The sequence below is a fragment of the Exiguobacterium sp. s39 genome (assembly GCF_018618925.1).
GTDB classification, from domain to species: domain Bacteria; phylum Bacillota; class Bacilli; order Exiguobacteriales; family Exiguobacteriaceae; genus Exiguobacterium_A; species Exiguobacterium_A abrahamii.
This window is the reverse complement of sequence record NZ_JACSNA010000001.1, coordinates 1,148,378-1,162,170: the sequence shown is the minus strand read 5'-3', so window position 1 is coordinate 1,162,170 and position 13,793 is coordinate 1,148,378. Positions and strand designations below refer to the sequence as shown.

Here is a 13,793-nt window from a genome sequence, read left to right as displayed (position 1 = left end):
TTACGTACATAAAAGAGGAGAGTGTTGAGGATGGAACGTAAATGGTGGCATGATAGTGTCGTTTATCAAATTTACCCACGTAGTTATAATGATTCGAATGGGGATGGAATCGGTGACTTGAACGGAATCATCGAAAAGTTGGATTATTTGAAGACACTTGGTATCGATGTCATTTGGCTAAGTCCTGTCTATGATTCACCGAATGACGATAATGGCTATGATATTCGTGATTATGAAGCCATCATGAAGGAATTCGGGACGATGGATGATTTTGATCGTCTTCTAGATGAGGCACATGCACGAGATATCAAAATCGTCATGGACCTCGTCATCAATCATTCGTCAGATGAACATCAGTGGTTCGCGGAGTCGCGTCAAAGCAAGGACAATCCATATCGGGATTATTATATGTGGCGCCCGGCAAATCCAGACGGTTCGCTACCAAACAACTGGGGATCGATTTTCTCTGGACCTGCCTGGGAATATGATGAAACAACGAATGAGTATTACTTACACTTATTCTCGAAGAAGCAGCCTGACTTGAACTGGGAAAATGAGCAGATGCGTCACGATGTGTACGGGATGATTCGTCGTTGGTTGGATCGAGGGATTGATGGTTTCCGAATGGATGTCATCAACTTGATTTCGAAGACACCCGGCTTACCAGATGCGACGGTCCATCCAGGAGCACTGTATGGAGATGGTGGAGAACATTATATCAATGGACCACGTGTCCATGAGTTTTTACACGAGATGAACGAAGCTTCCTTCGGTAAATACGATGTCCTGACAGTCGGTGAGATGCCAGGAGCGACGACGGATGATGCCATCCTTTACACGGATCCGGCACGTAAAGAGGTCAACATGGTCTTTACGTTCGAACATATGGATCTCGATTCAGGTCCGAACGGGAAATGGGACGTCATTCCGTTTGATTTACTCAAACTCAAGCAAAACTTCACAAAATGGCAGACGGCCTTACATGAGACGGGTTGGAACTCGCTCTATTGGAACAACCACGATCAACCCCGCGTCGTCAGTCGATTCGGAAATGACACGACGTACCGCGTCGAGTCAGCTAAAATGCTTGCTACATTATTGCATTTGTTAAAAGGGACGCCATATATCTATCAAGGCGAGGAAATCGGCATGACGAACGTCGCTTTTGAAGACATTGCGGACTATGAAGATATCGAAATTCGGAACATGTGGAAAGAACGTACGGAACAAGGAGCATCACCGGCTGAACTACTACGTTCCATCCATGTCAAAGGACGTGACAATGCGCGGACACCGATGCAGTGGGATGCGTCGGAGAACGCTGGTTTCTCAACGGGAACACCATGGTTGAAGGTCAATCCGAACTATCCGGAAATCAACGTCGAACAGGCGCTTGCAGATGAGCAATCCATCTTTTATTACTATCAACAGTTGATTCGTCTACGACATGACCATGAGCTCGTCGTCTATGGTCGCTATGAACTCTTACTCGAAGATCATCCAGAAGTATACGCCTACTCACGAACGCTTGAAGGGGAGACATGGTATGTCTACTGTTCGTTTGCGAATCATGATGTGAATATTCCGTCTACGCATGATACGTCAGACCGCGTCATCGGAAACTATGATGGGGCCGTTGTTACCGACGAACTCACACTTCGACCTTATGAGGCCATCGTCTTCCGTACGTTTGAAGGTTGATTCATCTAGGCATAAAACAGAGGGCTGACTCAAAAAAAGAATGACGCGTCTTTTCACGCCCCTTTCTCAGGCGAGACACCAAGACCCGCTTTCCTGCTTCATTCAAGCAGGAAAGCGGGTCTTGTTTGTCTTTGAAGCGCATAAATGCGCTGTTCCTATAGAAGTTGCGTGTGACGCGTCATTTTTTTATAAGGAAAGGGTGGCAGAATGATGATCTGCCACCTTTTCCTTATAAATTATCGCTCCAATTGAGCGACTTGTTTAACTTGAGCGATGATCGTATCACGATCAGTCGTTGACGGATTGAGGCGGATGCCATACAGTCTTTCGGGCCCCACTGGCTTCTCATGCAATAACTGACCTTCGATGCACAAAGGTTCTTGACCCTCGATCAATGAGAACTCAACAACGATTTTCATTGATTTGAGGAGTGGAAGTTTTAGTTCTGTGCTGATTGCTAGTCCGTTCGGTGAGATATTATGAATTTTCATCAGTCCATTAGGAGTACGCTGATCATTTTTCAATAAATGAAATTCACCTGTTATTGGTTTTTTCAGCGTATATCGAAAGGGTTCATTCCGTTTGATTTTCATGTAGGCACCTCCAATCCCATTATCCGACAATTTCGTCAAGTCTTCTAGTTTTTTTTGGTCATGCAGCAGCGTCTGTCGATTGTTTCGTCGGATGGATACGTTTTGCTAAATACATGAATGGTGTCGCGAACCAAGCGACAACGAATTTCGCGAGATACGTCGTAATGAAGATTTGCCACCAGATGGAGAAGGGCATATCGTGAAAGGCAATCGCACAAAACGTCAACGTATCAAGCAATTGACTTAATACAGTTGACCCTGTCGTCCGTAACCAAAGCTTACGTTCGCCTGTCTTCTGACGGATTTTTGAATAAATAAAGACATCGAATAGTTGCGAGACAAGATAAGCGGCAAGACTACCGACAGCAATCCATGGTAAAAGTCCAAACAATAAATGCAAGGAATCGGATGTTTCGAGTGCAGCCTTATCAGCAAGTGGTGTATATAAGAGACTGAACTGCATGAGAACGGTCGTCGTGATCAGGGAGAAGAACCCCATATAGACGCCTTTACGAGCGACCTGTTTTCCGTATTTTTCATTGAGGATATCTGTCGCTAGATAACAACTGCCATACACGACGTTCCCTAACGTAAAGACGAAACCGAAAATATCAACGGTTTGTGTAACTTGGATGTTTGCAATGATTGTTGCGATGGCAATCCACATCAACAATCCTGTCTTACCAAATAAATAATAACTGAAAATCAATAATCCCATCGTTAAAAAAATGGAAGGGATCCATAACCATTCGTTCATGAGATGTACTCCTTTCTGTTCATACAGATGAAAATTGTACGCTGAAATTCATCAACTGTCAAAGGTGATGAAGAGATGAGGGGCATTAAAAAAAGACCATAAGTTTCATGGTCTTTCGGACGGTCTTTAGCCCATTCGTTGCAGAGAGTACCGACGACGTCTTCCTTTGACGTAATAGTTCTCTGTCGACGTAAAATCATTCGCTTCCAAAATGCGTTTTGCAAACGAAGCGTGTGGAGATTGTTCAAGGACACGCGCGCGTACTTCGTGACGATCTAGTACCCCGGAATACGCCAATGCTTCAGCAACTGCTTGAGTAGCTAGACCCCGACGCGTATAGGGATCAAACACCATGAAGTCGAGTTGGAAGTAGTGACCCATTTTTAAGAACAGAACCCGCCCCACGATCGTATCTGCTTCAACGATATCAAAGTAATAATCTTCAGGATAACTGTGCTCGACGGAATCAAAAGCCCGCTCTTCTCCAAGCTCATGGTCATACCCTTTGATTTCTTGCGGAGTCAGTCCATATGCTTGCTCGCCATACTTCAAGAAATGATCATACTCAGCTTGATCGACATGACGTAATGTTCGACGTCTCAATTCCATCACAAAATCCTCCCTCATCCCAATTGATGCTTCGTTTACATTATAGCGATACCCTCCGTGCAATTGCAAAAATTAACTGGAATCGATCCGCAGGAAGAAATCTAAAAAAAGTCATTCTGTAATCATCTTGTGATTGTTTTAATTACCTCGGAATATGGTAAAGTAATGATGTAGACAACTGCATACTGGAAGGGGCTGGAAAACGTGTTCACAGAACGTGACGGAATCAAATTGCGTCTAGAGCAAATCGAACGATTGTATTCGGACTTGAATCGTGAAGCGAAACAATTGACGGAACGCTTACGCCAATTAGATGAACAAGGGGATGAAGTTCAACATGATCTTTCCCTTAATAAAGAAGACCGCGATCATTTGAAGTCAAGCATTGATGAGACGCTTCAGGCACTCATGAAGCGGACGACGGTCGATGCAAAAGTCGAACAGGAAAAGCAAGAAGACCTGATTTCGAAAAAAGCATTGATTGAAGATATCGAAGGATTATTGAAGAAAAAGAAATGAGCTAGCTCCGGCTAGCTTATTTTTTTGTGGAGGAACACATTATGAAACCAACCATTGGACTGACGACATGTCTTCGTCCGACTGACGACGTGCATCATCGTGTGAAGCAGTTGTTAGCGGATGAGACGATACATTTTATCTACGTCGTGCGTCAGAAAAAAAGCATAGAACACTTGCAACAGGAGACAGGATTACCGGTGCTTGTCGTCGATAAACAACGGCTTGATTTATATCCATTAGGCGAGACGACATCGTTCTTTTTCCATCCTTCGAGTGCGGTGTTTCGCATCAAACAAATTGATGCAGGTGGAGGCGACCCTCTCATTGCGATCGGACGCTTATCGGAAGGGATGCGTGTGCTTGACTGCACACTTGGTCTTGGAGCAGATGCCATCGTCATGAGTCATGCCATCGGAGAGCGGGGGCGGATCATCGGGTTAGAAAGTCGGGTTGAGACAGCATTTGTCGTCAAGAACGGATTAAAACGGTGGGAAGAATCCTACGAACCGATCAATCAAGCGATGCGACGAATTGAAGTGAGAGTCAAACACCATCTCGCCTATTTGAAAGAATGTCCGGATAATTCCTTTGATGTCATCTACTTTGATCCTATGTTCGAACAGACCGTCGAAGAATCGACGCATCTCGACGCTTTACGAACGCTTGCGAATTATGAAGCCTTATCCGAGGAAGCGATGGTGGAGGCGAAGCGTGTGGCACGTCAGCGCATCGTTTTAAAAGCACATTATGAAAGTCCCTTGTTTGAACGGTTTGGGTTCGAACGAACAAAGCGGAAGACGTCGAAGTTGCATTATGGCGTAATTGAATTGTAAGTCAAAAAAAGACCTCTGCCGATGTTTCGGCAGAGGTCTTTTTTGTAATTCGCTGATTATTGAACTGCGTCTTTTAATTCGTCTTCCATCTCTTCAAACGTTTCCTGAACGGCATTGACCGGTTGTTTCGTCATCAAGCTGACAACGACCGTAAAGATCAAGCTTGTGAAGAATCCAGGTACCATTTCATAAAGCGTCGTACTGAGTCCGAGTTGAACCCAGATGATGACAGTCAAGGCACCTGAGATAATACCAGCTAGTGCGCCTTGTTTCGTCATCCGTTTCCAGTAAAGAGAAAGCAAGATGATTGGACCAAAGGCAGAACCGAATCCAGCCCATGCATAACCGACAAGTGCAAGAATCGTCGCTGATGGGTTCCACGCGAGAATACTTGCGATGACGGCAACGACAAGAACGGCAATTCGACCTGTCAGGACGAGTTCTTTATCCGATGCGTCTTTTTTCAAGAACGTCTTATAAAAATCTTCTGTCAACGCACTCGAAGTAACGAGCAATTGTGATGAAATCGTCGACATGATCGCTGCAAGAATCGCAGCCATCAAGAATCCTGTGATATACGGGTGGAATAGGACATCCGAGAAACGGATGAAGACTGTTTCCGGATCACCGAGTCCATTGCCTTGTCCTTCGAAATAAGCGATCCCGACAAGACCAGTCATCATCGCACCGATGATAGAGACGAACATCCAACCGATCCCGATGCGACGGGCACTTTTTAAATCTTTAACAGAACGAATCGCCATAAAGCGGACGATGATATGGGGTTGACCGAAGTAACCAAGTCCCCAAGCTAGGAAACCGATGATTCCAAGAATCGTTGTTCCTTTAAGTGGATCAAACAACGAAGGGTCTAATTTTTCAGCGTAATTGTAGGCACCATCGATTCCACCAACGTCTGTCAATGCGACGATTGGTACGAGAACGAGTGCGATGAACATGATACAGCCCTGGACGAAATCGGTCCAACTAACTGCGAGAAAACCGCCGAAAAGTGTGTAGGCGATTACGACCGCAATCGTCAAGAGCATACCATAGTGGTAATCAAATCCAAATGAGCTGACGAACAATTTTCCGCCAGATACGATTCCAGCTGATGTGTAGAACGTGAAGAAAATGATGATAACGAGTGCCGATACGGTACGAAGCACGCGTGATTTGTCTTCAAAGCGATTCTCTAAGAAATCAGGGATCGTAATTGAGTCGTTTGCCATTTCCGTATAGAGACGGAAACGTGGTGCGAGTACGATATAGTTTACGTAACATCCAATCAATAAACCGAGTGCGAGCCAAAGGGCTGATACACCTGTTGCATACATGGCGCCGGGAAGTCCCATGAGCATCCATCCACTCATATCCGATGCACCAGCAGAGAGTGCTGTGACACCTGGACCGAGATCGCGTCCGCCTAACATGTAATCTTCTGTATTCGTCGTTCGCTTGTAGGCAAAATAACCGATTGCCAACATGAGAACAAGATACAGGATGATCGAAATCCATTCTTGCGTCATAAAGTTAAATCCTCCAAATGCAATAGTTTTTTCAGCGATCAAGCATGTATTGACTTGTTCGCCAAATGATATGTTCCCCACCTTACAGGGGATAAAACGACTTTGCAAGTCACTTCATTTTCATGAAAAGTGCCGCCACGCCTAGTGCCTTAAGGGGTCGGGACGGTTTTAGTCCCTGTTAAAGTTCTACTACTCGAAATGTTCTGAATAATTTAATAAAACATAAATGATCCTAATAAATTAGGATCATTTATGTGATGTTAATTGGTCCAAAACCGTTGGTATGCGGCGCTTAAACGGTCTAATGCCTGATCTAATTGTGCACGAGGACACCCGATATTTAAACGTTCAAATGTTTCTCCACCAGATCCGAACGAAGAACCGTGCGTTAGAGCGATTTTTGCCTCCTTGACGAGCCAATCTGCTCGTGTTTTACTATCTAGTTCGAGTGCTTTGAAGTTGATCCACAACAGGAAAGTTGCTTCTGGAATGACAACGTCTAATTTTGGCATCTCTTGGCGAATCCGACGGATGGCATGGTCACGATTTCCTTCTAAATACACAAGTAATTGTGACAGCCATTGCTCACTCATAGCATCACCATACGCTACTGAAATCGCAGTCGAAGCCAATGCATTCGGGTGAACGAAATGACGTTGTTGGACACGTTCGATCTGTTGACGAATCGAGATGTCAGGTACGATTAGATAAGACGCATAGAGACCCGGAATATTGAACGTTTTGGATGGTGCACTCACTAAAATGAGTTTTTCATAATCCAAACCGAGAATGGGCGTGTGCACGGAACCTGTATAGACGAGGTCCGCATGAATCTCATCGGATACAAGATAAACATCATGTTGCTTCGCGAGTTCGACGATTTGTTGTAATTCTTCTCTCGGATAGACTTTACCGCTTGGATTATGCGGGCTACAAAGAATCATCATACGTGCTGTTCGCATTTGTCGTTCGAGAAGTGAAAAGTCAGTCTGGTACGTCTCTCCGTCTAAAAGAAGCGGATTTTCAATGAGTTGTCGTTGATTAGACTGAATGATTTGATGAAATGGAGGATAGACAGGTGTCTGGATGATGATTTCATCACTCGGTTCCGTCAGTGCGAGGACCGTATGTGCAAGTCCTGGAACAACACCACTTGAGTAGAGAATGGAATCAGTAGTGATTGTGACGTCATATCGCTTTTGAAACCATTGTTGAATTGCTCGTTTGGCTTCGTCTTCAAACATCGAGTAACCGAAATGACCTGTAGCAGCACGTCTAGTCAATCGTTCTGTCAAATGGTGGGGTGGACGGACGTCCATGTCGGCGACCCACATTGGAATTAGCTCATCTGATCCATATAGCGAAGGGAGCCCGTCCCACTTGACGGATCCTGTATTTCGTTTCTCGATCGTTTCATCAAAATTGATTTGTTCCATCAGACTTCACTCCTGTTCTTCAATAGTTGAATGACTCCATTTCACCATAGCGGATAGAGAGAGAGTGGGGCAAGTCGAAAAAATAAAGGTTTAACATTTATATGATCAGGCAATTACTAAACTCGAACCTACCATAATGAAACGGAGTGATGATCATGTTGCATTCTAAAGTAGTCGTCGGGCGATCGCCTGAGGAATTAGAGGAGAGACTAAATGAATTTTTTGAAAATAATGGGGTCGGATCAAACGCCATCATTACATTAAAATTTTCAACATTTGTTGCGTCTAAAGCGGATGAACATTATTCAGTTTTAGTCGTCTATGATAACTCGCTAACGAAAACTACACTGTAAATTAGTGACAAGAAGTTGAGCTGAAAAGCATCGACTTCTTGTTTTGTCTTTTTCTATAAGTTATACTAGAATTAGGTTTTACAAGCTTCCGTAGGTTAATGGCAGACCTCAGCAATGGTAATGCTGCAGTGCGAGTTCGATTCTCGCCGGAAGCATAGACACGTCTTCCGTCTCAAGTGATATATACTTGAAACGGAAGACTTTTTTCATGAGTTCGATATTTTTGATTTGAGGAGTGACCTCTATGCATCCAGTCATTCATTCTGTTGGTGATAAGATCAAGCAAGAACGAAAAAAACAAGGAATGACACAAAAAGCACTTTGTGAAGGAATTTGTAGTCAGGCTGAAATCAGTAAAATCGAAAATGGTCGAAATTCCCCAACGATTGATTTGTTACAGCTGATTTGTCGAAGATTACGCATCCCGATTTCATTGTTTTTTGAAGATGAAATCGTATCACAAAAGTTAAATGAGATAGACCAACGAATGATTCGGCATTTGCGTGAAAAAACGTATTCAGATATGGCAAAAGACTTAGCAAAATATGAGAACGTTAATAATGCGGTTGAAACTCAAATTTTAATTCGCTACCACCAAGAATTACTAGACTATGAAAGAGGAAATATTGATTTTCGGACATGTATCGCCTCCTTATTACAAGTTGTCAGACAGGAACAGGTCAAAGACAAATCCTTTCTTCTTTATACACGAATTCAGATGGTGATTGCTGTTCTGTATACGAACCACGAAGAATATAGTCGTGCCCATCAAATTTATAAGGAACTATTAGGCTTACCTTATCAAACAAGAGAATATAAAAAAATTCGAATGAAGATCATGTATAATTTCATACGTAATTTAGTAGAGTTTGAACGATTCGAAGAAGGGCTGCAGGAAGTTGAAAAGGTCATCGAAGAGACAAAACAATTGCAGGATTTAACGTATCTTGGACAGTTTTATTTTCAAAAAGGAATTTTATTAGAGGCGTTAAAAGGATCTGAATCAGAAACAAAGGAAGCGTATACGACCGCTTATTCTTTTTTCATTGCTACTCAGAGTCACTCTTATCTAAAAATCCTTGAAACCTATTTTTCTGAACACCTCTTATTTCCGATTAATGAAAGTGAGTGAATAAACGATGGAGATGAATACTTTAACTTCATCGATTGGTACAAAAATCAAACAATTTCGTATCGAAAAGCAAATGACTCAAAAAGAACTATGTGTTGATTTATGTAGTCAAGCTGAAATTAGTAAAATTGAAAACGGGTTAAATTCTCCGACTGTGGAATTATTAAAACAACTTGCTGTAAGGTTGCAAGTTCCCATCTCTTTGTTGTTTCAAGAACATACCGATGAGGAAAAGTTCTTTCAACTAGATCGCTTCTTATCCGATTTGCTTCGAGAAGAGAAATACAAAGAGGCGTTAGAGCGAATTCACCAGCAAGAAAAGGATAGCATCGTCGAAATCGACATTTTAAAAAGCTACATCAAGACGATCATTGAATTAAAGCAAAATCGAATCGATTTTCGGGCAGCAGCAAGCCTACTCAGCAACTTGTTGATTGAAAAAGAAGTCTGGTCTCAGTCCATTCAATTGTACATTCGAATCAAAATGGCAATTGCGAATATGTATTCAGAGCAGGATTTATTTCATTTAACGGAATCCGTGTATCAGGAATTAGAAAATGAAATCGAAGTTCTTCAGTCCAATACCCATCTAAATGCGCTATTGAAAATTTACTTCAATCATTGTCAGATCCTTGAGTACCAAGGGAAGTCTGAGGAAAGTATCGTCATCGCCAAAAAAGGATATGAGTTATGCTTGTTGCATAATCATACATTTCTATTCGGTCATTTTTATTATCAACTCGCTCACTATGATGAATACTTAGGTGAGGATGAGAAGTCACTCCAAAAACAATATTCAGTCGCCTATGCACTATTTCATGCATTTGAGCACGACGTTCGAAAGAAAATGATTCTTCGCATGAAGGAGTCGTATATGTTGTTCACTTTTGAGAATTAATAAAAAGGATACGTGACCTTCTTGGTAAACAAGGAGGTTTTTTCATGAAAAGTGCAACTCGTTTATTTTAAAGAGGTGATGAGATGAAGGACGAACATTCTATTGGTAAGAAACTCAAATTTTTTCGACAATTGAAGGGGTTATCGCAAAAAGAACTGAGTGCAGGGATTTGTAGTCAAGCTGAAATTAGTAAGATCGAGAACGGGAAGACGATGCCGACTGTGGAATTATTACAACAACTCGCAACAGTACTTCGTATTCCTATATCAGAATTATTAAAGAGCAATTCTGAACATCAATTGGAGCAGGTAAATATCCTTGATCAAAAACTTAGTACCTTACTACGCGAGAATGCTTTCGATGAATGTTTTCATGAAATGAAAAAAATCTCAGTAAGTGAATCTTCTGATGAAATAAGACGATTAATGACCTACTATGAAATTGTGATTGCATATCGAAAAAAACAAGTTGATTATCGAACGACCTCCGTTTTATTTACGCGATGGATGGATCAAGAGGATTTATGGGTGAAAGATCCGGTGCTTTACTTTCGAATCAAGATGGCATTATCCATTTTATATGCGGAATGCGGACAGTACCAACAAGCAGAAAAAATATATGATGAAGTATTACGCATTACTACAGAAATCAGCGGTCTAAAGAGTGAACGACTAAAGATTCTTTATAACTATGCAAAATTATTATATAAAATGGATCAGCCTCAAAAGGGTCTTCGTATCATCGAGGAAGGCATACAGCTCAGTCGACAATTGAGACAGACTTCCTACTTAGCACACTTGTATTATCAACGTGGCGAGTTTCATGAACGGATGGATACGAATTTTATGCAGATGAAACATGATTATACGATGGCGTATGAATTATTCTCTGCTTTTCAGATGAAACAATACGCTACTATCGTTCTAAAAACGAAAGGTTCATATTTACAATCTGTACTGGACTAAGATCATGACTAAAAAATACAAGAAAGGAGGAGGAAAGGTTGCGTATCGAGTCATTTGGTAAACAGATAAAACAACTACGAATCGAGAAAAATTTAACACAAAAAGAATTGGCAAAGGATGTATGTAGTCAAGCGGAATTAAGTAAGATTGAAAATGGAAAAATAATGCCAACAATCGATCTTGTTCAACGTTTGTCTCAAAAGTTACATATTTCAATGGGACAAATCTTCATCGATTCAAATGAAGTAAAGCTATTTCATGACTATGACGTACAACTGTCGGACTTTTCTAGGCAACGTCGTTATGATGAAATGCTAGAATTTATGAAACGTTTACCACCTAGTCTTCCTCCTTCCGTTCAATTATTGATTCATTATTTTGAATGGGTCGCTCGCGAAGGTAAAAAAGATATTGATTACCGGACATGTATCTCCCAATTGCTTCGCTTATCGGATGAACACCAAATGGAAATAGAGTATCCTGTTCTTTATTTACGTATTCGAATGTCGGTTGCGAACTATTATTACTTGAACGGTCAATATCCATATGCGCGAAAAATCTATGAAGGATTATTATCGTATGATTATTCGACATATGCACTTAAAAAATTACAGTGTAAAATCATATATAATCATGCGCAACAGTTGTATTTTCAAAATGACTTTAAAACAGGATTACAGGTTACTGAACAAGGAATTCGTTTATCCGTCGAACGAAAAGATACAGCGATGTTAGGACATTTCTTTTATCAAAGAGGATGTTTCTATGAAGAATTGAATTATCCAAAGTGTGATATCCATGATGCGTTTACTCATGCCTATTCACTTTTTACTGCCTTCGGCAATGAGAATCATGCCGCGTTAGTCTTAAAAGGTAAAAAACAATTTCTCCACTTTCAAATGTGAGGACGGAAGTGAAAGAAAGGATGATATAATGGATCACTTACCCGTCTCAATTGGTTATGAAATCAAGCGGCTTCGAAAAGAAAAAAAGATTACACAAGCAGAATTGTGTGAGGGCATTTGTAGCCAAGCTGAAATCAGTAAAATCGAAAATGGTAAAAATTCACCCACCATCGATTTGCTACAACAAGTCGCAAAACGATTAAAGGTACCATTGTCGATGTTGTTTCAAGATCATTTACGAAGTGATGTTTTTCAAACGTATGACGAACAATTAGCAGAACTATTGCGGACTAATCAATACGTTGATGCTTTAAAGATGATCGAACATGTTCTTTCAACGGTTGATTTTGAGGAAGTTCGTGATTTAGTAGCATATTATCAAGTCATCGTTCAGGAAAAAAGTGGTCAACTTCACTACCTAAAAGCCATTCAATCGCTCGGACGATTACTCAAAAAAGAACACCTTTGGTTTGAATCAGCTACTCTGTATGTAAGAATTCAGATGGCGATAGCAAATTTGTATGTTGAACACGGTGACTTCGATTTAGCGGAGAGTATCTTTCAAACATTGATTCATTCGAATTATCCATCCGTTGAATTGAAAAAAGTTCGCATCAAGATTTTATATAATTATGGACAACAATTATTAATGCAAAAAAAATACCTTGCCGGTCTAAAAATCACCGAACAAGGTATTCAAGAGAGTCTTCAAATAGAAGATGCTCATTTCTTAGGTCACTTTTATTATCAGCGAGGATATTTCACTCAACAATTGAATGGAGATCTTTCTGCTATCCAACGTGATTTTACGATGGCCTATTCCGTATTTCGTGCATTTGATATGCCACTTCATGAAAAACTGCTTCTTGAAGAACATGCAGAGTACATTCTCTTCCCAACTTAGAACGAACGACCGAATTGTCGGCATTCTTGAAGTGCTTGTTCGATTAATTCAGAGGCACGTTTCGGATATTGCTGATGTCCCTCGAGAATGACAGTCGATACATCCTCAATGCCGAAAAATGCCAATAGATCGAGCATGTAGCGAACAGCGTGTTCACTCGGTGCTTTCTCTTTCGTCGAGTAATCACCACCGCGTGAATGAATCAACAGGACTTGTTTGTCTTCAACAAGTCCAATCGAACCTTCGGCCGTATAACGAAATGTTTGACCAGCTTGAGCAAGGTAATCCATATAATTGTGCAGCGGTGCCGGAACCGTCAAGTTCCACATCGGAAATGAGAAGACGACCTTATCGGCATCTAAGAAACCGTTTAAATACTCCTGAAGTCGCTGTGCATGTGTCGCATCCTCTCCAGTTAATTCCTCGCCTTTAAAGAGGCGACCTGCCGCGCTCGCCAGTTTCAAATCGAAGAAGGGAAGACGTTCTTCAAATAAATTTAAAACCGTAACTGTATCATCCGGATGTGTTTCACGATACGCGTTCAAAAAGGCATCGTTCAATTCAGAGCTAATGCCTTTTTTTTGATGTGTGCTATCGTTCGCTTCAATGAATAGTAAATGTGACATAATCATTACTCCTTTCTATACCTCTCTATTCCC

Annotated in this window: 14 protein-coding genes and 1 tRNA gene; 9 read left to right on the top strand and 6 right to left on the bottom strand. The window is 41.4% G+C overall.

Annotation, left to right across the window (positions count from 1 at the left end; genetic code table 11):
• The first annotated feature begins 30 nt into the window (after positions 1-30).
• Entirely contained in the window at positions 31-1,701 is a 1,671-nt protein-coding gene (locus tag KNQ11_RS06225) for a glycoside hydrolase family 13 protein (RefSeq protein WP_214770608.1), read from the top strand.
• A gap of 236 nt (positions 1,702-1,937) precedes the next feature.
• On the opposite strand, the gene KNQ11_RS06220 is transcribed toward KNQ11_RS06225, so the two are convergent.
• From KNQ11_RS06220 to KNQ11_RS06210, 3 genes are all read right to left on the bottom strand, one after another.
• Positions 1,938-2,192, bottom strand: coding sequence for a PilZ domain-containing protein (locus KNQ11_RS06220; protein WP_251139637.1), 255 nt, complete (start codon positions 2,190-2,192; stop codon positions 1,938-1,940).
• A 160-nt stretch (positions 2,193-2,352) separates the two neighbouring features.
• Entirely contained in the window at positions 2,353-3,051 is a 699-nt protein-coding gene (locus tag KNQ11_RS06215; RefSeq protein ID WP_029341956.1) for a queuosine precursor transporter, read from the bottom strand.
• A gap of 126 nt (positions 3,052-3,177) precedes the next feature.
• The gene (locus tag KNQ11_RS06210; RefSeq protein WP_214770605.1) at positions 3,178-3,660 is read right to left on the bottom strand and encodes a GNAT family N-acetyltransferase; all 483 of its coding nucleotides are present in this window, start codon (positions 3,658-3,660) and stop codon (positions 3,178-3,180) included.
• Between the two features lie 204 nt (positions 3,661-3,864).
• Between KNQ11_RS06210 and KNQ11_RS06205 the strand changes: the two genes are divergently transcribed.
• Together KNQ11_RS06205 and KNQ11_RS06200 are read left to right on the top strand one after the other, a co-directional pair.
• Entirely contained in the window at positions 3,865-4,179 is a 315-nt protein-coding gene (locus tag KNQ11_RS06205) for a hypothetical protein (protein WP_023468579.1), read from the top strand.
• Positions 4,180-4,220: 41 nt separating this feature from the next.
• Complete coding sequence (locus tag KNQ11_RS06200; protein ID WP_214723522.1) at positions 4,221-5,012, top strand: class I SAM-dependent methyltransferase; 792 nt, start codon at positions 4,221-4,223, stop codon at positions 5,010-5,012.
• Between the two features lie 56 nt (positions 5,013-5,068).
• On the opposite strand, the gene putP is transcribed toward KNQ11_RS06200, so the two are convergent.
• Together putP and KNQ11_RS06190 are read right to left on the bottom strand one after the other, a co-directional pair.
• On the bottom strand, positions 5,069-6,541 hold the full coding sequence (gene putP / locus KNQ11_RS06195; protein ID WP_214723520.1) for a sodium/proline symporter PutP: 1,473 nt from the start codon (positions 6,539-6,541) through the stop codon (positions 5,069-5,071).
• A 260-nt stretch (positions 6,542-6,801) separates the two neighbouring features.
• Positions 6,802-7,977: a MalY/PatB family protein gene (locus KNQ11_RS06190; protein ID WP_214723518.1), complete on the bottom strand. Its 1,176-nt coding sequence runs from the start codon at positions 7,975-7,977 to the stop codon at positions 6,802-6,804.
• Between the two features lie 437 nt (positions 7,978-8,414).
• On the opposite strand from KNQ11_RS06190, the gene KNQ11_RS06185 reads away from it, so the two are divergent.
• From KNQ11_RS06185 to KNQ11_RS06160, 6 genes are all read left to right on the top strand, one after another.
• Positions 8,415-8,485: transfer RNA gene (locus tag KNQ11_RS06185), tRNA-Thr, on the top strand.
• Positions 8,486-8,574: 89 nt separating this feature from the next.
• Positions 8,575-9,462 carry a helix-turn-helix domain-containing protein gene (locus tag KNQ11_RS06180; RefSeq protein WP_214723516.1) on the top strand — a complete coding sequence of 296 codons (888 nt, stop codon included), beginning with the start codon at positions 8,575-8,577 and terminating at the stop codon, positions 9,460-9,462.
• Between the two features lie 13 nt (positions 9,463-9,475).
• Positions 9,476-10,360, top strand: coding sequence for a helix-turn-helix domain-containing protein (locus KNQ11_RS06175; protein WP_214770602.1), 885 nt, complete (start codon positions 9,476-9,478; stop codon positions 10,358-10,360).
• A gap of 83 nt (positions 10,361-10,443) precedes the next feature.
• On the top strand, positions 10,444-11,325 hold the full coding sequence (locus KNQ11_RS06170; RefSeq protein ID WP_214723511.1) for a helix-turn-helix domain-containing protein: 882 nt from the start codon (positions 10,444-10,446) through the stop codon (positions 11,323-11,325).
• A gap of 38 nt (positions 11,326-11,363) precedes the next feature.
• Positions 11,364-12,230 carry a helix-turn-helix domain-containing protein gene (locus tag KNQ11_RS06165; protein WP_214723509.1) on the top strand — a complete coding sequence of 289 codons (867 nt, stop codon included), beginning with the start codon at positions 11,364-11,366 and terminating at the stop codon, positions 12,228-12,230.
• A 28-nt stretch (positions 12,231-12,258) separates the two neighbouring features.
• Positions 12,259-13,134, top strand: a complete 876-nt coding sequence (locus KNQ11_RS06160) for a helix-turn-helix domain-containing protein (protein ID WP_214723507.1) — start codon at positions 12,259-12,261, stop codon at positions 13,132-13,134.
• Here KNQ11_RS06160 and KNQ11_RS06155 read toward each other — a convergent pair.
• Positions 13,131-13,760, bottom strand: a complete 630-nt coding sequence (locus KNQ11_RS06155) for an FMN-dependent NADH-azoreductase (protein WP_214770599.1) — start codon at positions 13,758-13,760, stop codon at positions 13,131-13,133. The two genes, KNQ11_RS06160 and KNQ11_RS06155, sit on opposite strands and share 4 nt — an antisense overlap.
• Positions 13,761-13,793 lie beyond the last annotated feature (33 nt).